The sequence below is a fragment of the Klebsiella sp. DY2415 genome (assembly GCF_026314315.1).
Lineage (GTDB): Bacteria > Pseudomonadota > Gammaproteobacteria > Enterobacterales > Enterobacteriaceae > Klebsiella > Klebsiella ornithinolytica.
Window position 1 is genome coordinate 5,252,171 of record NZ_CP111115.1, and the last position, 24,229, is coordinate 5,276,399.

Below are 24,229 nucleotides of genomic sequence, written 5' to 3' on the forward strand. Positions count from 1 at the left end.
GGCGTTAATCGCAAGGAAAACAACATGCTCGCTACTCTGACGAGGCTGTTCCCGTTATGGGCGCTGCTGCTCTCTGTTCTGGCTTATTATACCCCGTCGACCTTTACGCCCGTCGGGCCGTGGGTCACCACGCTGCTGATGCTCATCATGTTCGGAATGGGGGTGCATCTGAAACTGGATGACTTTAAGCGCGTGCTGTCGCGCCCGGCGCCGGTTGCTGCAGGTATTTTTCTTCACTATCTGGTGATGCCTCTCGCCGCCTGGGCGCTGGCGCTGCTGTTCCATATGCCGCCTGAGCTGTCAGCCGGCATGGTACTGGTCGGGAGCGTCGCCAGCGGGACAGCATCGAACGTGATGATCTATCTCGCGAAAGGCGATGTGGCGCTGTCTGTCACCATCTCATCTGTTTCTACGCTGGTCGGCGTGGTTGCCACGCCGCTGCTGACGCGGCTGTATGTGGATGCGCACATTCAGGTCGACGTAATGGGGATGCTGCTCAGTATCCTGCAGATCGTCGTGATCCCGATTGCGCTGGGCCTGGTGATTCACCATACGCTGCCCAAAGTGGTGAAAGCGGTTGAACCTTTTCTGCCTGCCTTCTCGATGATCTGCATCCTGGCGATTATCAGCGCCGTCGTCGCCGGCTCCGCCTCCCATATCGCTTCGGTGGGCCTGGTGGTGATTGTCGCGGTGATCCTGCATAACGCCATCGGTCTGCTCGGCGGCTACTGGGGCGGACGGCTGTTTGGCTTTGACGAGTCAACCTGCCGGACGCTGGCGATTGAAGTAGGGATGCAAAACTCTGGTCTGGCTGCCGCGCTGGGGAAAATCTACTTCGGCCCGCTCGCCGCGCTGCCCGGTGCGCTGTTTTCAGTCTGGCACAACCTGTCCGGTTCGCTGCTGGCGGGCTACTGGTCCGGGAAACCTACCGCCAAAAACGTGAACAAACGCTAATATTCACTCACCCGGGCCAACGGCCCGGGTAATTTCCCCGTTTACGCGTTCCTCAACGGGACTAACGCGCTGTCCGTCGGCCCGCGATTACCGTACACTGGGTTATCCGGCAGACTGAGGGCACCACTATGGCACTTCCCCGCATTACGCAAAAAGAGATGACAGAGCGCGAGCAACGCGAACTCAAAACGCTGCTTGACCGGGCCCGAATTGCGCACGGCCGTCCGCTGACCAACGCGGAGACCAACGCCGTCAAGAAAGAGTACATCGACAAGCTGATGGTGCTGCGAGAAGCCGAAGCGAAAAAGGCCCGCCAGTTAAAGAAAAAGCAGGCCTACAAACCCGATAGCGAAGCATCATTTTCGTGGTCGGCGAGCACGCCAACGCGCGGCAGGCGTTAACGCCCTTTCTTTTTACGCCCCGGCTGAGTAAAACGTTTTCCGTTAGACGCCGGGCGCCCTTTCTCGTTTTTCTCACTGCTCTTTTCAATCTTCACCACCGGACGTTTGATCCCGGCGGTTTTCGGTTTGGCTTTCGCCTTCGGTTTGGCCTCAGAGGATGAATTCTCAATCAGCTTAAACAGCGCCACCAGCTCATCATCCGTCAGGTCGCGCCACTCACCAAGCGGCAGTCCCGACAGCCCGACGTTCATGATCCGCGTCCGTTCCAGCTTCGTGACCTCATAGCCAAAGTGCTCGCACATCCGGCGAATCTGCCGGTTCAGGCCCTGAACCAGGGTAATACGAAACACGAACGGCGCTTCCTTCCTGACTTTACACTTCTTCGTCACCGTGCCAAGAATCGGGACGCCAGCGCCCATACCGCGAATAAACTCGTCGGTCACCGGCTTGTCCACCGTCACCAGATACTCTTTCTCGTGATCGTTGCCGGCACGCAGGATCTTATTCACCAGATCGCCGTGGTTGGTCAGAAAGATCAGCCCCTGAGAGTCTTTGTCCAGTCGACCAATCGGGAAGACACGCTTGCTGTGGTTAACAAAGTCCACAATGTTATCGCGCTCGCTGTCTTCCGTTGTGCTGACAATACCGACCGGTTTATTCAGGGCGATGAAGACCAGATCTTCGGCCTCGCGCGGCTCGATCAATTGACCGTTGACCTTCACGACATCGCCAGGATTAACCTGATCGCCAATGGTCGCACGCTTGCCATTGATAAAAACATTGCCTTGTTCAATGTAGCGATCGGCTTCGCGACGCGAGCAAATTCCGCTTTCACTGATGTATTTATTGAGTCGGGTTGATGAGTCGGGCAGCATAAATTCTCCTGTAAAAGCGAAATATACCTCAGGCCGCGGACAATCAAAAATAATCGCGTCTCCACGACTCGCCGCTAAATGTGATCCGTCACACCTTTCTACACAAAAGTGTTCCACCCCGTGCCGTGCAATTCTGCCCGGCGAAAATAAGCAGAATCAAACCATTAGCTCATCACGCACAAACGTGCCATCTCCAGGCAGGTCAGCAATCAAATGTGCAAAACAAACCGCCACCTTATGGTGATGATATAGCGGAAAATTGCTTTGTCGCCGGCGATAGTTGGGGTTATATCAGATCAAGAGAGCAAGAATACCGTTTGCACAAATGTGCAGGAGCCCAAAGATGGCGATCGAAAATAGCGATGATATCCGCTTAATCGTTAAAGTTGCCCAGCTCTATTATGAGCAGGAGATGACCCAGGCGCAGATTGCCCGTGAGCTGGGTATTTACCGCACCACGATCAGCCGCCTGCTAAAACGCGGTCGTGAGCAGGGTATTGTCACCATCGCCATCAACTACGACTACAACGAAAATCTGTGGCTGGAACAGCAGCTGAAGCAAAAGTTCGCTCTCAAAGAGGCGGTGGTCGCCTCCTGCGAGTCATCACAGGAAGAGGACCAGCTGAGCACCATCGGGCAGCATGGCGCTCAGCTGGTCGACCGCCTGCTTGAACCTGGCGATATTATCGGCTTTTCCTGGGGGCGGGCGGTTCGTGCGCTGGTCGAAACGCTACCGCAGGCCAGTCAGTCGCGGCAGGTGATTTGCGTACCGATTATCGGCGGCCCCTCGGGCAAGCTGGAGAGCCGGTATCATGTGAACACGCTGACCTACGGCGCCGCCGCCAGGCTGAAAGCCGAATCGCATCTTGCCGACTTCCCGGCGCTGCTGGAAAACACATTGATTCGCAACGGTATTATGCAGTCTCAGCATTTTAAAACGATTTCATCCTACTGGGAGAATCTCGATGTGGCGCTGGTGGGTATCGGTTCCCCGGCGATTCGCGATGGCGCCAACTGGCATGCGTTTTATGGTAGCGAAGAGAGCGATGATCTTAACGCGCGACACGTCGCCGGCGATATTTGTTCACGCTTTTATGATATCAACGGTATCGCCGTTGAAACCAATATGAATGAAAAAACGCTCTCCATCGATATTGCCAGATTAAAACAGGTGCGTTATTCCGTGGGTATCGCCATCGGCGAAGAAAAATATACCGGAATTATTGGCGCATTGCGCGGGGGTTATATTAACTGTCTGGTGACGAATCGAGAGACCGCAGAACGGTTACTGAAATAAAAGACGTTTTCTTTTGACGCAGCTCGCGCTGCGTGGGATCCCTTTACCTGAAAATGAGATGACGATTATGCAAACATGGCTAAATCTGCAAGATAAAACAATTATTGTTACCGGCGGCGCGTCGGGAATTGGTCTGGCAATTGTTGACGAGTTATTAAGTCTCGGTGCAAATGTCCAGATGATCGATATTCACGGCGGTGACAAGCATCACCACCATGACCATTACAGGTTCTGGCCTACGGATATTTCCAGCGCCAGCGAGGTGAATCACACCGTCGAACAGATTATTCAACAATACGGTCGTATCGATGGTCTGGTGAATAATGCCGGAGTGAATTTTCCGCGTCTCCTCGTCGATGAGAAAGCCCCGGCAGGACGCTATGAACTCAATGAGGCCGCCTTTGAAAAGATGGTGAACATCAACCAAAAAGGGGTCTTTCTGATGTCGCAGGCGGTGGCCCGGCAGATGGTGAAACAGCACGCAGGCGTCATTGTTAACGTCTCGTCAGAAAGCGGGCTGGAAGGCTCTGAAGGTCAGAGCTGCTATGCCGCGACCAAAGCCGCGCTGAATAGCTTCACGCGTTCATGGTCCAAAGAGCTGGGGAAACACGGTATCCGCGTTGTGGGCGTGGCGCCTGGCATCCTCGAAAAAACCGGGTTGCGCACGCCGGAATACGAAGAAGCGCTGGCCTGGACGCGCAATATCACCGTCGAGCAGCTGCGCGCGGGCTATAGCAAAAACGCGATACCGATTGGTCGCTCCGGTCGTCTGAGCGAAGTAGCCGACTATGTCTGCTACCTGCTGTCAGAGCGGGCAAGCTATATAACCGGAGTAACCACTAACATCGCCGGCGGAAAAACCCGCGGATAAGGAGTCGATATGGTGAATGTGATTTTCTGCGCCCACGGTCAGCTGGCCTGCGCCATGCTGGATTCGGTGCGCATGGTCTATGGTGACGTGCAGGCCAGCGCCGTGGCATTTATGCCCGGCGAAAACGCCAGCGACATCGCCACCAGGCTGGATGAGTTAGTAAGCACTCACAATGACAGTGAGTGGCTGATCGCCGTCGATTTACAGTGCGGCAGCCCGTGGAATGCCGCTGCCGGGCTGGCGATGAAAAACCCGCGGCTGCGGGTCATCAGCGGCCTCTCATTACCGCTGGCGCTGGAACTGGTGGATAACCAGCAGACCCTGACCGCAGACGCCCTGTGTGCACATCTGACGACCATTGCCAGCCAGTGCTGCGTGGTCTGGCGACAGCCGGAAACCATTGAGGAGGATTTTTGATGAACATTACGCTTGCCCGTATTGATGACCGCCTGATCCATGGCCAGGTGACCACCGTGTGGTCAAAAGTCGCCAACGCCCGGCGCATTATTATCTGCAACGACGAGGTCTATAACGATGAGGTACGTCGGACCTTACTCCGCCAGGCCGCGCCTCCGGGCATGAAGGTCAATGTCGTTAACCTCGAAAAAGCAGTCGCCGTTTATCACAACCCGCAATATCAGAACGAGACCGTTTTTTATTTATTTACCAACCCTCAGGATGTTTTAACGATGATCAAACAGGGGGTCAATATTGCCACCTTAAATATTGGCGGAATGGCCTGGCGACCGGGTAAAAAACAATTAACCAAGGCAGTCTCTTTAGACGACGAGGATATTCATGCATTTCGTCAACTGGATAAACTGGGCGTAAAACTGGATTTGCGTGTGGTGGCATCAGATCCGTCCATTAATATCCTCGACAAAATAGCCGAGCACACTGCCACAGAATAAAACAGCGCCTGTATTTTGCACATCGTTATTCTGCATGGCACACCCTGGAAATAGACTTAGCACAATCTTTGGTGACAGGTTTAAAAATATAAAAGCCATACCGTGACCGTCAGAGTAATACCGTGTTAATGCCGTAACAGGCAGGGATTTGCATACCCTCAAGGTGACATATTATGGAAATCAGTACCCTACAAATAATCGCCATATTTCTTTTTTCCTGTATTGCCGGAATGGGCAGCGTACTGGATGAATTTCAGACGCATCGCCCGTTAATTGCCTGCACGGTCATTGGCTTAATTCTCGGTGATTTAAAAACCGGGATTATGCTCGGCGGCACGCTGGAACTGATCGCACTCGGCTGGATGAACGTCGGCGCCGCGCAATCGCCGGATTCGGCGCTGGCCAGCATTATCTCCGCGATTCTGGTTATCGTCGGCCATCAAAGTATCGCCACCGGGATCGCCATCGCGCTGCCGGTGGCCGCAGCAGGCCAGGTGCTCACCGTTTTCGCCCGCACCATCACGGTGGTCTTTCAACACGCAGCGGACAAGGCGGCGGAGGACGCGCGTTTTCGCACTATTGACATGCTGCATATCTCGGCGCTGGGCGTACAGGCGCTCCGCGTCGCGATTCCGGCACTGGTGGTCTCGCTGTTTGTCAGCGCCGACATGGTCAGCAACATGCTGAACGCCATTCCGGAATTTGTTACCCGCGGCCTGCAAATCGCCGGTGGTTTTATTGTGGTGGTGGGCTACGCCATGGTGCTGCGCATGATGGGCGTCAAATACCTGATGCCGTTCTTTTTCCTCGGTTTTCTGGCGGGAGGCTATCTCGATTTCAGCCTGCTGGCCTTCGGCGGCGTGGGCGTCATTATCGCGCTGATTTATATCCAGCTGAACCCGCAATGGCGTAAGGCTGAGGCCCCGCAGGCCTCCGCCTCTTCCGCCGCCCTTGACCAACTTGACGACTGATGGAGCCCGTTATGGAACCGAAAAAACTCACCCAAGGCGACCTGGTTAACATCTTTCTGCGCTCCAACCTGCAGCAGGCCTCCTTCAACTTTGAACGCATTCATGGCCTCGGCTTTTGCTACGACATGATCCCGGCGATCAAGCGTCTCTATCCGCTAAAAGAGGATCAGGTGGCGGCGCTAAAACGCCATCTGGTGTTCTTCAACACCACTCCCGCCGTCTGCGGCCCGGTGCTGGGCGTCACCGCGGCGATGGAAGAAGCGCGCGCCAACGGCGCGGCCATCGACGATGGGGCGATCAACGGCATCAAAGTTGGCCTGATGGGGCCGCTGGCCGGGGTCGGCGATCCGCTGGTCTGGGGCACGTTACGCCCGATTACCGCGGCACTCGGCGCGTCGCTGGCACTCTCGGGAAACATACTAGGCCCATTACTCTTTTTCTTTATTTTCAATGCAGTACGCCTGGCAATGAAATGGTACGGCCTGCAGCTTGGTTTCCGTAAGGGGGTCAATATCGTCAGCGATATGGGCGGTAACCTGCTGCAAAAACTGACCGAAGGGGCCTCTATTTTAGGTCTGTTCGTGATGGGCGTGCTGGTCACCAAGTGGACCTCCATCCACGTGCCGTTGGTAGTGTCGCAAACGCCAGGGGCCGACGGCACCACCGTCACCATGACCGTACAAAACATCCTCGACCAGCTTTGTCCCGGCCTGCTGGCGCTGGGCCTGACGCTGTTGATGGTGCGCCTGCTCAATAAAAAAGTTAACCCGGTATGGCTGATCTTTGCCCTGTTTGGTCTGGGGATTATCGGTAACGCACTGGGCTTCTTGTCCTGATTATTCGGCCCCGGTCGCGCCGGGGCCACTTCAATAAGCTAACCCCGTAGTAAAAGGGGATGAGGTGGTAAACATGAAAACGACAGCTCTACGCCTTTACGGTAAACGCGACCTGCGTCTGGAAACCTTTGCACTCCCGGAAATGCAGGAGGACGAGATCCTCGCCCGCGTGGTCACCGACAGCCTGTGCCTCTCTTCCTGGAAGGAGGCCAACCAGGGGGAAAACCATAAAAAGGTGCCGGACGACGTGGCGGTGAATCCGATTATCATCGGCCATGAATTCTGTGGCGAAATCCTCGCGGTCGGGAAAAAGTGGCAGCATAAATTCCAGGCCGGCCAGCGCTATGTGATTCAGGCCAACCTGCAGCTGCCGGATCGCCCCGATTGCCCCGGCTACTCCTTCCCATGGATCGGTGGCGAAGCGACTCACGTGGTGATCCCGGATGAGGTCATGACGCAAGATTGTCTGCTCACCTGGGAAGGCGATACCTGGTTTGAAGGCTCGCTGGTCGAACCGCTCTCCTGCGTGATCGGTGCATTCAACGCCAACTATCATCTGCAGGAAGGGAGCTATAACCATGTGATGGGCATCCGGCCTCAGGGCCGCACGCTGATCCTCGGCGGTACCGGCCCAATGGGGCTGCTGGCGATCGACTATGCGCTGCATGGACCGGTGAACCCTGCCCTGCTGGTCGTGACCGACACCAATAAGCCGAAGCTGAGCTACGCCCGCCAGCATTATCCGTCAGAGCCGCAAACGTTGATCCATTACCTCGACGGCCACGATGCCGGACGCGAAACGCTGATGGCGCTGACCGGCGGCCACGGCTTCGATGATATTTTTGTGTTCGTGCCGAATGAGCAGCTGATTACCATGGCGTCTTCGCTGCTGGCCCCGGACGGCTGCCTGAACTTCTTTGCCGGTCCGCAGGATAAGCAGTTCAGCGCCCCGATAAACTTTTACGACGTGCATTATGCCTTTACGCATTACGTCGGGACTTCCGGCGGCAATACTGACGATATGCGGGCCGCCGTGGCGCTGATGCAGGCGAAAAAAGTCCAGGCGGCGAAAGTGGTGACCCATATTCTCGGACTGAATGCGGCGGGTGAAACAACCCTCGATTTGCCGGCCGTCGGCGGTGGTAAAAAGCTGGTGTATACCGAAAAATCGCTTCCCCTGACCCCTCTTGGCGCTATTGCTGACCCTGAGCTGGCGGCCATTATGGCGCGTAATCACGGGATCTGGTCCGCCGAAGCGGAACGGTACCTGCTGGCCCACGCACCGGACATTGCTCATGATTAATCGCGAAACACAGCTCTGCATGTCGCTGGCCGGCCGGCCAGGCAACTTCGGCACCCGCTTTCATAACTATCTGTATGAGAAGCTGGGGCTAAATTTTATCTATAAAGCCTTTACCACGCAGGATATCGCCGCGGCGGTGGGAGGAGTACGGGCGCTGGGGATTCGCGGTTGCGCGGTCTCGATGCCGTTTAAAGAGAGCTGTATGCCTTTCCTTGACGCCATCGACCCTTCGGCCAGGGTGATTGATTCCGTCAATACCATCGTGAACGACAACGGCAGATTGACCGGGCTCAACACCGACTATATCGCGGTGAAGAGCCTGATCGACAGCCACCAGCTGGATACCCGTGCCAGCGTGATGATTCAGGGCAGCGGCGGCATGGGGAAAGCGGTTATCGCCGCCTTTCGCGACGCCGGCTTCCGCGATGTGGTTATCGCCGCCCGCAATCGCGATAGCGGCCTGGCGCTGGCGAAACAGTACGGTTTTCAGTGGCAGCCGCAGCCTGAAGGGATCAGGGTCGATATTCTGGTCAACGTCACGCCGCTCGGCATGGCCGGCGGTACGCATAGCGACACTCTGGCGTTCAGCCAGTCGATGGTTGGGCAGGCTCAAGTGGTGTTCGACGTGGTGGCGCTGCCGTCGGAAACACCGCTGATTCGTCTGGCGCAGAAGCTGGATAAGCAGATTATCAGCGGCGCAGAGGTGATTGCGCTGCAGGCGGTGGAACAATTCGTGCTTTATACCGGCGTCCGTCCGGATGCCGCTCTCGTCAACGAGGCGGCGGCATTTGCGCGGGCGGGGTAAGCCTGAGCGCCAGGGAGGGCGCTCTTTCCCCGGTGTCCTACTCCGGTTCCATACGCTTTGCCTTCCGTTAACCGTCCCCCTCTTCTCACGCGTCACCGCAGCAAGAGGCCCGATGACGCGCCGCCACCTTGCAACATCGTGAGCCATATCAGTGAGCCTGCGGGCAAGCGGTGGTAGGATCCTCTGCGACTCTGTAACCTGGCTAAATGGAGAAAAGATGGAACTGCTGTTATTGAGTAACTCGTCGCTGCCTGGCAAAGCATGGCTGGAACATGCGCTGCCGCTAATTGCCGGACAGCTAAACGGACGCCGTTCCGCGGTGTTTATCCCCTTTGCCGGAGTGACGCAAACCTGGGATGACTACACGGCCAAAGCCGCCGCGGTGCTCGCCCCGCTCGGCGTTTCCGTCACCGGTATTCACAGCGTCGCCGACCCCGTGGCGGCGATTGCAGCCGCTGAAGTGGTGATTGTCGGCGGCGGCAATACTTTTCAGCTGCTGAAAGAGTGCCGCGGACGCGGGCTTCTGGCGCCCATTGTGGACGTTGTGCAGCGTGGCGCGTTGTACATTGGCTGGAGCGCGGGCGCAAACCTCGCCTGCCCGACCATCCGCACCACCAACGATATGCCGATTGTCGATCCGCAGGGGTTTGACGCGCTGGGGCTGTTCCCGCTGCAGATTAACCCGCACTTTACCAACGCGCTGCCGGCAGGACATCAGGGCGAAACCCGTGAGCAACGTATTCGCGAACTGCTGGTCGTGGCCCCGGAGCTGACGATCATCGGCCTGCCGGAGGGCAACTGGATTCAGGTGACACAGGGGCAGGCCACCCTCGGCGGCCCGAATCCGACGCTGCTGTTTAAAACCGGTGAGGAAGCGCTGCCTCTGCAGGCCGGTCACCGCTTTTAAAATGACGGTTCCCGGCTTGCGGCGTCAGCGTCGCCGCCGGGATATCGCCCCCGTGACCAGTTAATCCGCCGACGGGGGAAACGACTTAGTATTCATCCCGATCGTCATCTTCATCCGGCTGCTCCATCACGCTATAAGCCACCGAGCAGAACAACGAGTTCAGGCGTTTCATATCCCCCAGTAACCCCAGATGCAGCGAGCTGGTCTCGATACTCTGCACGTTCTGCTGGTGCAGACGGTCGACGTGCGCGTGCGAGTAGCGGCGGTTCAGGATGCGGAAACGATGCTTGTTGCGGCGCAGGCGTCGGGCGCTCGGGACATCGCTGGAGAAAAAGACCGACATCGCCAGCTGTAGGTTGCTGAGCAGCTGCTCGTACAGCCCGTCCAGCTCCTTCAGCCCTTCCACTGAAAAGGCGCGGCGCGCCGCCAGCGATTTATCGGCGATTTCGCTGCCCATTCTCTCAACGATATCGGAAGCCTGCTCGAGATTGAGCGCCATTTCGATGATCTCCGCCCAGCGGCGGGACTCTTCTTCGGCCAGCTCGTCTTTCGGCATGCGGGCCAGATAGAGCTTGATCGCGGTGTAGAGCACGTTGATATCGTCCGCCAGCCTGCGCAGCTCTTTCTCCTCCCGCGGCTCGCCGTGCATCACCTTGTGTAGCCCCTCGAGCATCTGCTCCATCGCGTCGCCAATGCGCAACGTTTCGCGCGCGGCATTGGCCAACGCCAGCGCCGGCGTATCCAGCGCCGTAGTATCCAGATGTTTTGGTTTGAGATGGAGGTCCTGCTCGGGATCTTCATGAATCATCCGTTTGCAGAGTCTGGCCATGGGCTCGGCAAAGGGCACCATCGCCACGCAGCGAATCAGGTTGTAGAAGACGTGGAAGTAGATAACCAGTTCCGATTCCGGCAGCAGCATACGATGCATCGCATCGGCCAGCACATGCACAAACGGCAGAATAATCAGGCTGCCCACCAGCTTGAACAACAGACTGCCGAGCGCCACGCGGCGCGCAGAAGCGTTGGCGGCGCTGTTGTTGATCATCGCCAGAATCCCCGAGCCGAGGTTGGCGCCAATCACCAGGCACAGCGCAACCGGAAATGAAATCACCCCGGTTGAAGTCAGCGTTGCCGTTAGCAGCACGGCCGCCAGGCTGGAGTAGCTGATAATGGCAAACATGGCACCAATCAGCGCGTCGAGCATAATGTCGCCGGTCAGCGAGGCGAAAATCACCTGCACGCCATTTGCCTGGGTGATGGGATGAACCGCCTGCACAATCAGTTCCAGCGCTAACAGAATCAGCCCCAGGCCGATCCCCACCCGTCCGAGCTGGCCGGCACGCGTTTGTTTGCGCCCGAGGAAAAAAATCACGCCGATAAAAATCAGCAGCGGCGACAGCCACGACAGATCGAAGGTCAGCACCCTCGCCATCAATGCGGTCCCCACATCGGCCCCCAGCACAATCACCAGCGCAGGCGTCAGCGCGACCAGATCCTGAGCGACGAATGAGGTCACCAACATGGTGGTGGCATTGCTGCTCTGGACCAGAGCCGTGACGCCAATCCCCGCGCAGAAGGCGAGCGGTTTTTTCTCAACGCTACTACTGAGGACAGAACGCAGGCGCGCGCCAAATACGCGCATCACGCCGGTACGAACAATGTGGGTGCCCCAGACCAGCAGGGCAACAGCAGACAGCAGATGCAGCAGAGTTAACACGGATTCTTATTCTCCTTATTACCCGACGGACAGATACCGATAACCCGTCCTGAACGCACCGGGCTTATCCGGGAGATATCGTCCGGGGCGATATCAGTCGATGCCGGCCGTTGTGGATCAATACACCAGTATAAGGGTTTAACCACAATAAAGAGACAGGGCGCCATAATGGCGCCCTGTAAGTTGTAAGCTAAATTGTCAGCTAAGTTGTCAGCTAAGTTGTCAGCTAAGATGACGGGTTGGTGACTGCTCGCCTTCTAGTCCGCGTCATATCCCAGGTTTGGCGCCAGCCAGCGTTCAACTTCCGCAGGCGTCATCCCTTTACGCCGGGCATAATCTTCCACCTGATCGCGCTGAATTTGCGCCACCGCGTAATACTTACTGTCAGGATGGCTGAAGTACCAGCCGGAAACCGATGCGCCCGGCCACATGGCGAACGACTCGGTCAGCTTCATGCCGGTATGCGCCTCGACATCCAGCAGTTCCCAGATCACCGCTTTTTCGGTGTGCTCCGGACAGGCCGGGTAGCCCGGCGCAGGGCGAATTCCCTGGTAGTTTTCGCGGATCAGCTCCTCGTTACTGAGGTTCTCATTCGCCGCGTAGCCCCAGTAGACCTTACGCACACGTTCATGCAGGTATTCGGCAAACGCTTCCGCCAGACGGTCGGCGATGGCTTTGACCATGATCTTGTTGTAATCATCGTGCTGCGCATCAAACGCTTCCGCCAGCGCGTCCTCTTCCAGCCCGCCGGTCACCGCAAACGCGCCGAGGTAGTCAGCTTTGCCGCTGAGCTTCGGCGCCACAAAATCGGCAAGGCAGTAGTTGGCAAAGCCGACTTTCTCCGTCTGCTGACGCAGATGGTGGCTGACCGTCAGCACATGGGTGCGGGTTTCATCGCGGTAGATTTCAATATCATCCCCCACCCGGTTGGCCGGGAATAACCCCACCACGCCGCGCGGATTCAGCGTCTTCTCTGCGCTCAGTTTATCCAGCATCTCGTTCGCATCGTGGAACAACCGCTTCGCTTCTTCGCCCACCACCTCGTCTTCGAGGATACGCGGGTATTTGCCGGCCAGCGACCAGGTCATAAAGAATGGCGTCCAGTCGATGTAGTTACGCAGGGTTTCGATGCTCGCTTCCACGCTCTGCACGCCCAGACGATGGGCAACCGGCGGCGTGTAGCTGGCCCAGTCAAAGGCCAGATCGTTATCACGAGCGGCAGCCAGGGTCACCGGCGGCGTGCGCGGTTTCTTGCGAGCGTGCTGGATACGCACGGTTTCGTACTCGCGACGCGTGCGCGCAACAAAATCATCGTGCTGCGTGTCGGAGAGCAGAGCCGAGACCACGCCCACGGTGCGCGAGGCATTCTGAACGTAGACCGTCGGGCCGCTGTAGTTCTGCTCGATTTTGACCGCCGTATGGGCCTTCGACGTCGTGGCTCCGCCAATCAGCAGAGGAATCGTAAAGCCCTGGCGTTCCATCTCTTTCGCCACATTGACCATTTCGTCCAGCGACGGGGTAATCAGCCCGGAGAGGCCAATCAGGTCGGCATTCACTTCGCGGGCGGTTTTGAGGATTTTGTCCGCCGGCACCATCACGCCAAGATCGATAATTTCGTAGTTATTGCACTGCAGCACCACGCCAACGATATTTTTACCGATGTCGTGGACGTCGCCTTTCACGGTCGCAATGACCATCTTGCCGTTGCTGGAGCCCTTTTCCTTGCTGGCTTCAATATACGGTTCCAGATAGGCGACCGCCTGTTTCATCACGCGGGCCGACTTTACCACCTGCGGCAGGAACATTTTGCCTTCGCCGAACAGATCGCCGACCACGTTCATGCCGTCCATCAGCGGGCCTTCAATCACTTCTATCGGACGAGCGGCCTGCTGGCGCGCCTCTTCGGTATCCAGCTCGATAAACTCGGTAATGCCTTTTACCAGCGAGTATTCAAGCCGTTTTTTCACGTCCCAGCTACGCCATTCCGCCTGCTGGGCGTTGGCGGAGTCGTCCGTTTTGCTACCGCGGTATTTTTCCGCCAGCTCCAGCAGACGCTCGGTGCCGTCAGCATGACGGTTGAGGATCACGTCTTCAACGGCATCGCGCAGTTCCACCGGCAGATCGTCATAAATCGCCAGCTGGCCGGCGTTAACGATCCCCATATCCATGCCGTTACGGATGGCGTAGTACAGGAAGACGGCGTGAATCGCTTCGCGAACCGGATCGTTGCCGCGGAATGAGAAGGAGACGTTCGAGACGCCGCCGGAAATCAGCGCGTGAGGCAGCTCGCGTTTAATGTCTTCACAGGCGCCGATAAAGTCCTGCGCGTAGTTGTTGTGCTCTTCAATGCCGGTGGCGACGGCGAAGATATTGGGGTCAAAAATAATATCTTCCGGCGGGAAGCCCACCTCTTCGGTCAGAATCTTGTACGCCCGGCGGCAAATTTCGATTTTCCGCGCGCGGGTATCGGCCTGGCCAATTTCATCAAAGGCCATCACCACCACGGCAGCGCCGTAGCGACGTACCTTCTTCGCATGCTCAACGAAGGCCTCTACGCCCTCTTTCATCGAGATGGAGTTGACGATACCTTTGCCCTGAATACATTTCAGACCCTTTTCGATGACCTCCCATTTCGAGGAGTCGATCATAATCGGTACCCGGGCGATATCAGGCTCGCCGGCGATCAGATTAAGGAAACGCACCATCGCCGCTTCGGCGTCGAGCATCCCCTCATCCATGTTGATATCGATAATCTGCGCGCCGCTTTCCACCTGTTGACGGGCAACGTCCAGCGCTTCGTTATATTTTTCTTCTTTAATCAGGCGCTTGAATTTAGCTGAGCCGGTCACGTTGGTCCGCTCGCCGACGTTAACAAACAGGCTGTCGTCGCCGATATTCAGCGGTTCCAGGCCGGCCAGACGGCAGGCGACCGGGATCTCCGGCAGCACGCGCGGCGCGAGGCCCGTAACGGCGCGCGTCATGGCGGCGATATGTTCCGGCGTGGTGCCGCAGCAGCCGCCGACGATGTTCAGGAAGCCCGATTCCGCCCATTCGCGAATCTGCGCCGCCATGGTGTCAGCGTCCAGATCGTATTCCCCAAAGGCGTTCGGCAGCCCGGCATTGGGGTGTGCAGTGACATAGCATTCGGCAATGCGCGACAGCTCCTGCACGTACTGGCGCAGCTCATCTGGCCCCAGCGCGCAGTTCAGGCCGAAGGTGAGCGCATCGGCGTGGCGCAGCGAGTTGTAAAAGGCTTCGGTCGTTTGCCCGGAGAGCGTACGCCCGGAGGCGTCGGTGATGGTACCGGAGATCATGATCGGCAGTTCAACGCCCAGCGCCTCAAACTCCTCTTTCACGGCGAAGATTGCCGCTTTGGCGTTCAGGGTATCGAACACGGTCTCGATCAGAATCAGGTCAACGCCCCCTTCCACCAGCGCTTTGGTGGACTCGCGGTAAGCCTCCACCAGCCCATCAAAGGTAATATTGCGGTAGGCCGGGTCGTTAACATCAGGGGAAATAGAAGCGGTGCGGTTGGTCGGGCCGAGCACGCCCGCGACGTAGCGCGGTTTTTCCGGCGTGCGGGAAGTCCACTCATCGGCGCAGGCGCGCGCCAGCTTTGCCGCGACAAAGTTGATTTCCGCCGACAGGGATTCCATCTGGTAATCCGCCATCGCGATAGTCGTCGAGTTAAAGGTGTTGGTTTCAATGATATCCGCCCCCGCCTCAAAGTAGGCGTCATGGATAGCGGTTATCACCTCCGGCTTACTGAGCACCAGCAGATCGTTATTGCCTTTCAGATCGCACGGCCAGTCGGCAAAGCGTTCGCCGCGGAAGTCCTCTTCACTCAGACGATAGCCCTGGATCATGGTGCCCATGCCCCCATCCAGAACCAGAATACGTTTTTTTAACTGCTGATGCAGTTGTTCAACTTTGCTGCTCACACTCGCTCCCGACAACGCTCAACCAGACCGAAAAAACTCAACGGACCATACTGGCATAAAGCACCAGAGCGGAAAAGAGAACGACGGGCAATATGAGACATGTTCAGCTTCACTCCTCCGATCAGTCCGGTTGTGATTGCAAATCCGGCAAATAAAATGAAAACTATTTCCACGATACAGAAAAAAGGAATCTGCGATGGCTACTCCCGTTCCCGCTAAGCGCGGCAGAAAACCCGCGACGCCCGCCGCCCCTCAGGCTGGCGGCCAGGTTCAGTCGCTCACCCGTGGATTAAAATTGCTTGAATGGATTGCTGAGTCTCACAGCAGCGTGGCACTGACCGAACTGGCCCAGCAGGCCGGACTGCCGAACTCCACCACCCATCGTCTGCTGACGACCATGCAGCAGCTGGGCTTTGTCCGCCAGGTTGGTGAGCTGGGCCACTGGTCCGTGGGCGCACATGCCTTTGTGGTCGGCAGCAGCTTTCTGCAAAGCCGCAATCTGCTGGCGATCGTCCACCCGATCCTGCGCCAGCTGATGGAAGATTCCGGTGAAACCGTCAATCTGGCGGTGCTCGATCAAAGCGATCACCAGGCAATTATTATTGATCAGGTGCAGTGTACGCAGCTGATGCGCATGTCGGCGCCGATCGGCGGTAAGCTCCCGATGCACGCCTCCGGCGCGGGTAAAGCGTTCCTGTCACAGCTCAGCGAAGAGCAGGTCACCGGTCTGCTGCATCGCAAAGGACTGCATGCTTATACTCATGCCACGCTGGTCTCTCCGGTCCATCTGAAAGAGGATTTAGCCCAGACGCGCAAGCGCGGCTATTCATTTGACGATGAAGAACATGCCCTTGGTTTACGCTGCGTCGCCTCCTGTATTTATGACGAACACCGCGAACCGTTTGCCGCAATCTCTATTTCCGGGCCGATTTCCCGGATGACCGACGATCGCGTCACCGAACTGGGGGCGCTGGTTATTAAAGCGGCGAAAGAGGTAACCCAGGCCTACGGCGGTATGCGCTAACCTCCGGCAATAAAGCAATAAAAGGACCCTATGATGAGCAAGCCGCTCGCGTTCTGGCAGGAAAAGTACCCGCAGGCCTTCTGCTGGTCTTTTGGCGATTCACCAGAAATGGCCGATGAACTGGCCTCTCTGGTCATTGCCGGGAAAAAACGTGCCACCTGCGGCTCTTTCGCCAGCTATCAGGCTGAGGAGCGCCCGGTGACGCCTGGTGCGGTACATATTGTGCTTAACGGCGCGGGCGAAGCAGTCTGCGTCATACGCACGCTGTCGCTACGCCTCATCCGCTTTAATGAAATGAGCGCGGAACTGGCCGCGCTGGAAGGGGAAGGCGATCTCAGTCTGGCGTACTGGCAGCAGGCTCATCAGGCATTTTTTGCCCGGGAAGGCAGCTGGTCGCCCGATATGGAGCTGGTCTTTGAAGAGTTCGCCGTGATCGAGGTGGCCTGAGAAGCACGCCTACCCCGCCTGCTGCAACGCGGCGTAGCGAACGCAAAAACGCTGACGGCGACGGTAGGCATAGACATCCTCCACATGGCCGTGACGAATGCGCGTCTGCAGCGCTCGCCAGTAGTCCGCCCGCAGCAGATCGGCATGCATCTCTTCAAACAGCGGCCCGATGCGCGGGTCAGCGCACAGCCAGTGTCGAAACTCTTCCGGGAAAACATCGCCCGGCGACACGCTGTACCACGGTTCGCTCGCCAGCTCATCTTCCGGGTAGCGCGGCGGCGGAATATCGCGGAAATTCACTTCGGTCATGTAGCAAATTTCATCGTAATCATAGAACACCACCCGGCCATGACGGGTCACGCCGAAATTTTTAAACAGCATATCGCCGGGGAAAATATTGGCGGCGGCAAGCTGGCGAATCGCGTTGCCATACTCCTCCACCGCATCGCGCAGCGCCTGGCCATTCACCTGCTCCAGCCAGATATTCAGCGGGACCATCCGGCGTTCGATATAGAGATGGCTGATGGCAATGCGATCGCCTAGATCGGTGATTTTTGCGCCGGCTTCCGTCTGCAGTAACGCCATCAGCGCCGGGGCAATCTGCCGTTTTTCCAGCACGAAGTTTTCAAACTCCTGGGTATCGGCCATTCTCCCGACGCGGTCATGTTCTTTTACCAGCTGATAGCAGGCGCGAACGTGGGCGGCGGTCATCTCCTTTTGCGGCGCAAAGCGGTCTTTGATCACCTTAAATACCCGGTCAAATCCCGGCAGAGTAAAGACCAGCATCACCATGCCGCGGATGCCCGGCGCCTCAATAAACTGCTCATCGCTGCGGGCAATATACTGCAGGTATTCGCGATAGCTTTCCGTCTTCGCATGCTTCTGGCAGCCAATCGCCATATACAGTTCGGCGGTGGTTTTACCCGGCAGAATATCGCGCAGCCATTCAACCAGCGCACCGGGCAGCGGCGCGTAGACCATAAAATAGGAGCGGGCGAAGCCAAACACGATGCTCGCTTCGGCATGAGTCGTCAGACAGGTATCAATAAACAGTTCGCCCTCCTCGCTGCGATGGAGTGGCAGCAAAAACGGCAGGGTTGCCACCGGCGTAACCAGTTTACCCACCAGCCAGGCGGCTTTATTGCGGTAAAAGAGTTCGTTCGCGATCTGCAGGTGGGAGCGGGATAACATCTCGCTTCCCAGCGCCTCCTGCAGGCTGGCGCTAATGTAGCCGATGTCGCGCGCCTTGTTTTGCCACGGCAGGCGCAGGGGTAAGTCGGTGAGAACTTTGCTTAACAGCACCTCCCAGCCGCGATCGGGAAAGAAGTTTTTTGCCAGTGGCCGTGGCAGGGAACGAAAGCTGCGTTCCGGCTGAGAAGTGAAAATAAAAAGCCGCTCGGGTGTCAGCGAGCGGTGGTCAAACAACCGGCAATAGACAGAATTAAAAAAGCTCTCCGCAATCTCAAAGCGAGGGTAATCCGGCAGCAGGTGCGTGTACTGCTCTTTCACCCGCAGTAAAAAATCCACGTCGGTGCTTTTGCCTTCGGTAATACAGCGCAGCTGTTCCACCACCAGCCCGACGTGATGATCATAAAGGTGAATTCGCTGCTTCATGGCCTGCTGAACCGCATGCCAGTCGGCATGTTCAAAACGCTGCTGCGCGCCTGAAGTGACTTCCAGAAAACGCCCGTACTGCGCGTCGAAGCCCTGTAAAATCGTTTGTGCAATCAATAATTCCAGGCCACGCGTCATCGCTTTTCCCCATCCGGCATCCGCTCATGCCGGATGGCGCGTTCGCTTATCCGGCCTACCGCTTTCGTAGGCCCGGTAAGCGCAGCGCCACCGGGCGGCAATCAGAACTGCTCTTCTTCCGTCGAACCGGTCAACGCCGTGACCGAGGAAGCCCCGCCCTGGATAATCGTGGTGACTTTATCAAAGTAGCCAGTCCCCACTTCCTGCTGGTGAGAAACGAAGGTGTACCCTTGCGACGCGGCGGCAAACTCTGGCTGCTGCACTTTCTCAACATAGTGTTTCATGCCTTCACCCTGTGCGTAGGCATGGGCCAGGTCGAACATGTTGAACCACATGCTGTGGATCCCCGCCAGCGTGATGAACTGGTATTTGTAACCCATATCAGACAGCGACTGCTGGAAATGGGCGATGGTATTGTCATCAAGATTTTTCTTCCAGTTGAACGACGGCGAACAGTTGTAGGCCAGCAGTTTGCCCGGGAAACGCGCGTGAATCGCCTCGGCAAAGCGGCGAGCCTGCTCCAGATCGGGTTTCGAGGTTTCACACCACACCAGGTCCGCGTACGGCGCATAGGCCAGACCGCGACTGATCGCTTGTTCGATACCGGCATGGGTACGGAAAAATCCTTCGCTGGTGCGTTCGCCGGTGACAAACTCGCGATCGTACGGATCGCAGTCAGACGTAATCAGATCGGCTGCATCGGCATCCGTTCGCGCAATCACCAGCGTCGGTACGCCCATCACGTCCGCAGCCAGACGCGCCGCGACCAGCTTCTGAATGGCTTCCTGCGTCGGCACCAGCACTTTGCCGCCCATATGGCCGCACTTCTTCACCGATGCCAGCTGATCTTCAAAATGAACGGCCGCTGCACCGGCCTCAATCATCGATTTCATCAGCTCGAACGCGTTAAGCACACCGCCAAAACCCGCTTCGGCATCCGCCACGATCGGCAGGAAATAGTCGGTATAGCGCGGATCGCCCGGCTCAACCCCCGCCGACCACTGGATCTGATCCGCGCGACGGAAGGTGTTGTTGATCCGATCGACCACCGCAGGTACCGAGTTTGCCGGATACAGCGATTGATCCGGGTACATGCTGGAGGCGAGGTTGGCATCCGCCGCCACCTGCCAGCCGGAGAGATAAATCGCCTCGATCCCGGCCTTCGCCTGCTGCAATGCCTGCCCGCCCGTCAATGCGCCGAGGCTGTTGATGTAGCCTTTTTTCGCTTCGCCATGCAGCAGTCGCCACATTTTGGCCGCCCCCAGCTGCGCCAGCGTGCATTCCGGATTGACCGAGCCGCGCAATTTCACCACGTCCTCAGCGCTATAGGGGCGGGTAATGCCTTCCCAACGCGGTTGTGTCCACTCTTTGTTTAATTCTTCGATTTGTTGGGTACGGGTTTTCATGTGCAGATGCTCCATTATTTTCTCCTGGCTTCCCAGGCGTTATCGGTGAAAGCAGTTTGGCCGCGGCCAAAAAGACAAACAAAATTGCCCGCTGATTACGCCAGCAGGCGGTAGCCCGGCAGCGTCAGGAAGTCGATTAACTCCTCTGAGGTGGTGATCTGTTCCATCAGGCGAGCGGCATCGTCAAAACGTCCGCTGCTGTAGCGGTGTTCGCCGAGCTCCTCCTGAATGACCATCAGCTCTTCCGCCAACCACTGACGGAACAGCGTCTTGGTGACCGGCGTACCGTCATTGAGGGTTTTCTGATGGTGAATCCATTGCCAGATGGAGGTCCGCGAAATTTCGGCGGTCGCCGCATCTTCCATCAGACCGTAAATCGGGACGCAGCCGTTGCCGGAGATCCAGGCTTCGATATACTGCACCGCGACGCGAATATTGGCGCGCATCCCCGCTTCCGTACGTTCGCCCTCACAGGGCGCCAGCAGCTGGTCGGCGGCGATCGGCGCATCTTCTTCCCGGCTGACGAACAGCTGGTTAGGACGTTCACCCAAGACCTGGTTGAAGACCGCCATGGCGGTATCCGCCAGCCCCGGATGGGCGATCCAGGTGCCGTCGTGGCCATTTTTCGCTTCCAGCTCTTTATCTGCGGTAACTTTGGCAAGGACCTGGCGGTTACGGTCAGCATCTTTGCTGGGGATAAACGCCGCCATTCCCCCCATCGCGAACGCGCCGCGTTTATGGCAGGTCTTAATCAACAGACGCGAATAGGCGCTGAGGAACGGCTTATCCATCGTGACAACCTGACGGTCGGGTAAGACGCGGTCGCCATGGTTTTTTAATGTTTTGATATAGCTGAAAATGTAATCCCAGCGTCCGCAGTTCAGACCGACGATATGGTCCCGCAGCGCATGCAGAATTTCATCCATCTGGAACACCGCCGGCAGGGTTTCAATTAACAGCGTGGCCTTGATCGTGCCGCGCGGCAGTGCAAAACGATCTTCGGTGTAGCTGAAGACATCGCTCCACCATGCCGCTTCCTGCCAGGCCTGGGTTTTCGGCAGATAGAAGTAAGGACCGCTGCCTTTTGCCAGCAGGTTTTTGTAGTTGTGGAAAAAATAGAGCGCGAAATCAAACAGGCTGCCGGGAATCGACTCACCGCGCCACGTAACATGCTTTTCCGGCAGATGCAGGCCGCGCACGCGGCATACCAGTACCGCCGGATCGGGTTTCAGCTGGTAAATCTTGCCGGCTTCATTGGTGTAGCTGATGGTGCCATTTACCGCATCGCGCAGGTTAATCTGGCCATCAATGACTTTGTTCCAGTCCGGTGCCAGCGAGTCCTCAAAATCTGCCATAAAGACTTTCACGTTGGCATTGAGGGCGTTAATCACCATTTTGCGCTCTACCGGTCCGGTGATTTCCACCCGACGATCCTGTAAATCGGCGGGAATACCGCGGATCGTCCAGTCACCATTTCTAATGGAAGCTGTTTCCGAAATAAAATCAGGCAGTCTTCCTGCGTCAATCGCCTGCTGTTGCTGAATACGCGCCGCCAGTAGTTTATTGCGCTCAGGCGTAAACCGGCTCACCAGTTCCGTCAGAAACTCCACCGCCTCAGGCGTTAAAATCTGCTTTTCCTGCTCGCCACATGGCCGGCCGAAGGCCAGTTCGTCAGTTATTGTCGCCTGTTGCGTCATTTTGTAGCTCCTATTGGTTGATCCAGTTGGCGCGAGTGAACGATCGTTGTCTGGTTTTCGCTCAACACAATTAAGACTACTCAATAAAATTACAAAATCAAAAACAATTTCCATTTTTAATTTAATTAACACGCAACATACTGATAACATTAAAATTAAAGTTATTCTTTATCGTGAGTTGAATTTCGGAAACAAAAAAGGCACCCGAAGGTGCCAGAGGCAAAATGCTGAAACGCTTTAGGATCGCGTTATCTGGAGGATTAATCCAAAGTCGGATTCATATTCCGCAGATCGTATGGAGTGATCTGGTAGACGTAATAGTTAAGCCAGTTTGCAAACAGCAGATTTCCATGGCTGCGCCAGGTGGCTCGCGGTTTGTTTTGCGGATCGTTTTGCGGGAAATAATTATACGGGATGTCCGGACTCAGGCCGGCTTCCACATCGCGGAAATATTCGCTGGCCAGAGTGTTGGCATCGTATTCCGGGTGGCCGGTCACAAAGGCAATTCGCTTATCTTTGCTGGCAAACAGGTAGGCATCACCCTCTTCCGTTTCTGCCAGGATCTCTAAATCGGTGTAGTCGCGAATCAGCGCCGCCGGGAAATCCGCGTAGCGAGAGTGTGGGGCGAGGAAAGAGTCATCAAAACCGCGGGTCAGCAGCGCGTGAGGATGCAGAATATGATGCTCATAAACGCCGGAAATTTTTTCTGCGCGGGTCTGCTTAGGAATGCCATACAGAATATTGAGTGCAGCCTGTACCGCCCAACAGACAAAAAGCGTAGAGGTGACGTGATCTTTCGCCCACTCCAGCACCTGTTTGATCTGCGGCCAGTAGGCAACATCATTAAATTCAACCAGCCCCAGCGGGGCGCCGGTGACGATCAGGCCGTCAAAGTTCTGGTCGCAAATATCGTCGAAGTTACAGTAGAAGTTATTCAGGTGTTCACTTGGCGTATTGCGGGATTCACGCGCATCGATGCGCAGAAGCTGGATATCAAGCTGCAGCGGAGAGTTCGAAAGCAGGCGCAGGAACTGATTCTCCGTCTCGATTTTTTTCGGCATCAGGTTAAGGATAAGTACCTTCAGCGGACGAATTTCCTGAGTTGTTGCACGCGTAGTCGTCATCACAAAGACGTTCTCACTACGCAAGAAATTGACGGCTGGTAGCTCGTCCTGCACCCGAATCGGCATAACTTGATTACCTCATAGCATACGTATAAACGTTTAGACATCCAGACAGCTAACAATAACCAGGAATAATGAAAATGTCGAGTCTGCAAGCGGAAGGTGAGAAAGTTTCAACCATCTCCAGGATAGAATACAGCGGTTAATCGCAAGGAAATATCATGAATATAGTGATTCGACGTTCGCGCAGCGATGAGAGCGAACAACTGATTGAAATCTGGCGCCGTTCCGTTGATGCAACGCATCACTTTCTTTCAGCGCAGGACCGAAGGGAAATTGAGCGGCAGGTGTGCGCATTTTTTCCTCAGGCGCCGCTATGGGTTGCGGCCACGCATGAGGACAGGCCCTGCGCATTGATGCTGCTGTCCGAACAGCATCTGGAAGCCCTTTTTGTTGATCCTGACTTTCGCGGTATGGGCGTGGGTCGCCAGTTAGTCATGTATGCTCTGGGATTGATCCCCCGACTCACAACCGACGTGAATGAGCAGAACGCGCAGGCGGTAGGATTTTACGCGAATATGGGGTTTGTGGTTAGCGGGCGATCCGATCATGACGACCATGGCCGACCCTATCCGCTGCTTCATTTGCGTTATGACGCGCGTTAAAACGCAAAAAGCCCGTCCGTGAGGACGGGCTTCTGACTGATTTGATGTCTGGCCGTTTATGGCGGGCTTTCCTGCCCCGGTGAGTGTTTCCCGGCAAACAACAGATAAAACAAAAGGCCCAGTCTTTCGACTGAGCCTTTTGTTTTATTTGATGCCTGGCAGTTCCCTACTCTCACATGGGGAGACCCCACACTACCATCGGCGCTACGGCGTTTCACTTCTGAGTTCGGCATGGGGTCAGGTGGGACCACCGCGCTATCGCCGCCAGGCAAATTCTGTTTCACCCCGCATTCCTGCGCGATGATTTAATCTGTCATCAAGCTGA

Annotated in this window: 21 protein-coding genes and 1 rRNA gene; 14 read left to right on the forward strand and 8 right to left on the reverse strand. The window is 56.6% G+C overall.

Features of this window, described 5'->3' with window-relative positions; genetic code table 11:
* Positions 1–24: 24 nt before the first annotated feature.
* Both panS and OQV00_RS24865 read left to right on the forward strand, forming a co-directional pair.
* Positions 25–954 (forward strand): ketopantoate/pantoate/pantothenate transporter PanS, encoded by a 930-nt coding sequence (gene panS / locus OQV00_RS24860; protein WP_004856416.1) that lies wholly within the window; start codon positions 25–27, stop codon positions 952–954.
* 128 nt (positions 955–1,082) lie between these two features.
* Positions 1,083–1,355, forward strand: a complete 273-nt coding sequence (locus OQV00_RS24865) for a YjbD family protein (RefSeq protein WP_004856415.1) — start codon at positions 1,083–1,085, stop codon at positions 1,353–1,355.
* Here OQV00_RS24865 and rluF read toward each other — a convergent pair.
* Positions 1,352–2,230, reverse strand: a complete 879-nt coding sequence (gene rluF, locus OQV00_RS24870) for a 23S rRNA pseudouridine(2604) synthase RluF (RefSeq protein WP_004856412.1) — start codon at positions 2,228–2,230, stop codon at positions 1,352–1,354. The genes OQV00_RS24865 and rluF overlap by 4 nt on opposite strands.
* Before the next feature lie 343 nt (positions 2,231–2,573).
* On the opposite strand from rluF, the gene OQV00_RS24875 reads away from it, so the two are divergent.
* The 9 genes from OQV00_RS24875 to pepE all read left to right on the forward strand — a co-directional run bounded on the left by OQV00_RS24875 (position 2,574) and on the right by pepE (position 10,131).
* Positions 2,574–3,527, forward strand: a complete 954-nt coding sequence (locus OQV00_RS24875) for a sugar-binding transcriptional regulator (RefSeq protein WP_004856410.1) — start codon at positions 2,574–2,576, stop codon at positions 3,525–3,527.
* Positions 3,528–3,594: 67 nt separating this feature from the next.
* Positions 3,595–4,398 carry an SDR family oxidoreductase gene (locus tag OQV00_RS24880; RefSeq protein WP_266279577.1) on the forward strand — a complete coding sequence of 268 codons (804 nt, stop codon included), beginning with the start codon at positions 3,595–3,597 and terminating at the stop codon, positions 4,396–4,398.
* Between the two features lie 9 nt (positions 4,399–4,407).
* Entirely contained in the window at positions 4,408–4,815 is a 408-nt protein-coding gene (locus tag OQV00_RS24885; RefSeq protein ID WP_015585374.1) for a mannose/fructose/sorbose PTS transporter subunit IIA, read from the forward strand.
* A complete protein-coding gene (locus tag OQV00_RS24890; RefSeq protein WP_266279579.1) occupies positions 4,815–5,309 on the forward strand; it encodes a mannose/fructose/sorbose PTS transporter subunit IIB in 495 nt (164 codons plus the stop codon). The genes OQV00_RS24885 and OQV00_RS24890 overlap by 1 nt, the downstream gene beginning before the upstream one ends.
* 173 nt (positions 5,310–5,482) lie before the next feature.
* Positions 5,483–6,280: a PTS mannose/fructose/sorbose transporter subunit IIC gene (locus tag OQV00_RS24895; RefSeq protein WP_004856402.1), complete on the forward strand. Its 798-nt coding sequence runs from the start codon at positions 5,483–5,485 to the stop codon at positions 6,278–6,280.
* A gap of 11 nt (positions 6,281–6,291) precedes the next feature.
* Positions 6,292–7,116, forward strand: a complete 825-nt coding sequence (locus OQV00_RS24900; RefSeq protein ID WP_004856400.1) for a PTS system mannose/fructose/sorbose family transporter subunit IID — start codon at positions 6,292–6,294, stop codon at positions 7,114–7,116.
* A gap of 73 nt (positions 7,117–7,189) precedes the next feature.
* Positions 7,190–8,419: an L-sorbose 1-phosphate reductase gene (gene sorE, locus OQV00_RS24905; RefSeq protein WP_004856399.1), complete on the forward strand. Its 1,230-nt coding sequence runs from the start codon at positions 7,190–7,192 to the stop codon at positions 8,417–8,419.
* Complete coding sequence (locus OQV00_RS24910) at positions 8,412–9,224, forward strand: shikimate 5-dehydrogenase (protein ID WP_004856397.1); 813 nt, start codon at positions 8,412–8,414, stop codon at positions 9,222–9,224. The genes sorE and OQV00_RS24910 overlap by 8 nt, the downstream gene beginning before the upstream one ends.
* Before the next feature lie 217 nt (positions 9,225–9,441).
* Positions 9,442–10,131, forward strand: coding sequence for a dipeptidase PepE (pepE, locus tag OQV00_RS24915; protein ID WP_266279582.1), 690 nt, complete (start codon positions 9,442–9,444; stop codon positions 10,129–10,131).
* A gap of 85 nt (positions 10,132–10,216) precedes the next feature.
* Here pepE and OQV00_RS24920 read toward each other — a convergent pair whose 3' ends face one another.
* On the reverse strand, positions 10,217–11,848 hold the full coding sequence (locus tag OQV00_RS24920) for a Na/Pi cotransporter family protein (RefSeq protein WP_266279584.1): 1,632 nt from the start codon (positions 11,846–11,848) through the stop codon (positions 10,217–10,219).
* Between the two features lie 257 nt (positions 11,849–12,105).
* A complete protein-coding gene (gene metH / locus OQV00_RS24925; RefSeq protein WP_032718530.1) occupies positions 12,106–15,789 on the reverse strand; it encodes a methionine synthase in 3,684 nt (1,227 codons plus the stop codon).
* A 196-nt stretch (positions 15,790–15,985) separates the two neighbouring features.
* On the opposite strand from metH, the gene iclR reads away from it, so the two are divergent.
* Both iclR and OQV00_RS24935 read left to right on the forward strand, forming a co-directional pair.
* Positions 15,986–16,813: a glyoxylate bypass operon transcriptional repressor IclR gene (iclR, locus tag OQV00_RS24930; RefSeq protein ID WP_004856386.1), complete on the forward strand. Its 828-nt coding sequence runs from the start codon at positions 15,986–15,988 to the stop codon at positions 16,811–16,813.
* Between the two features lie 33 nt (positions 16,814–16,846).
* Positions 16,847–17,260 carry an ASCH domain-containing protein gene (locus tag OQV00_RS24935; RefSeq protein WP_004856384.1) on the forward strand — a complete coding sequence of 138 codons (414 nt, stop codon included), beginning with the start codon at positions 16,847–16,849 and terminating at the stop codon, positions 17,258–17,260.
* A 9-nt stretch (positions 17,261–17,269) separates the two neighbouring features.
* Here OQV00_RS24935 and aceK read toward each other — a convergent pair whose 3' ends face one another.
* From aceK to metA, 4 genes are all read right to left on the reverse strand, one after another.
* A complete protein-coding gene (gene aceK / locus OQV00_RS24940) occupies positions 17,270–19,012 on the reverse strand; it encodes a bifunctional isocitrate dehydrogenase kinase/phosphatase (RefSeq protein ID WP_004856382.1) in 1,743 nt (580 codons plus the stop codon).
* A 101-nt stretch (positions 19,013–19,113) separates the two neighbouring features.
* Positions 19,114–20,418 (reverse strand): isocitrate lyase, encoded by a 1,305-nt coding sequence (gene aceA / locus OQV00_RS24945; RefSeq protein ID WP_032718554.1) that lies wholly within the window; start codon positions 20,416–20,418, stop codon positions 19,114–19,116.
* 95 nt (positions 20,419–20,513) lie between these two features.
* The gene (gene aceB, locus OQV00_RS24950; protein ID WP_266279587.1) at positions 20,514–22,115 is read right to left on the reverse strand and encodes a malate synthase A; all 1,602 of its coding nucleotides are present in this window, start codon (positions 22,113–22,115) and stop codon (positions 20,514–20,516) included.
* A gap of 260 nt (positions 22,116–22,375) precedes the next feature.
* Entirely contained in the window at positions 22,376–23,305 is a 930-nt protein-coding gene (gene metA / locus OQV00_RS24955; protein WP_004856375.1) for a homoserine O-acetyltransferase MetA, read from the reverse strand.
* A 155-nt stretch (positions 23,306–23,460) separates the two neighbouring features.
* Between metA and OQV00_RS24960 the strand changes: the two genes are divergently transcribed.
* On the forward strand, positions 23,461–23,904 hold the full coding sequence (locus OQV00_RS24960) for an acetyltransferase (RefSeq protein ID WP_099842579.1): 444 nt from the start codon (positions 23,461–23,463) through the stop codon (positions 23,902–23,904).
* 153 nt (positions 23,905–24,057) lie between these two features.
* Here the strand turns inward: OQV00_RS24960 and rrf are convergent.
* A 5S ribosomal RNA gene (gene rrf, locus OQV00_RS24965) occupies positions 24,058–24,173 on the reverse strand.
* Positions 24,174–24,229 lie beyond the last annotated feature (56 nt).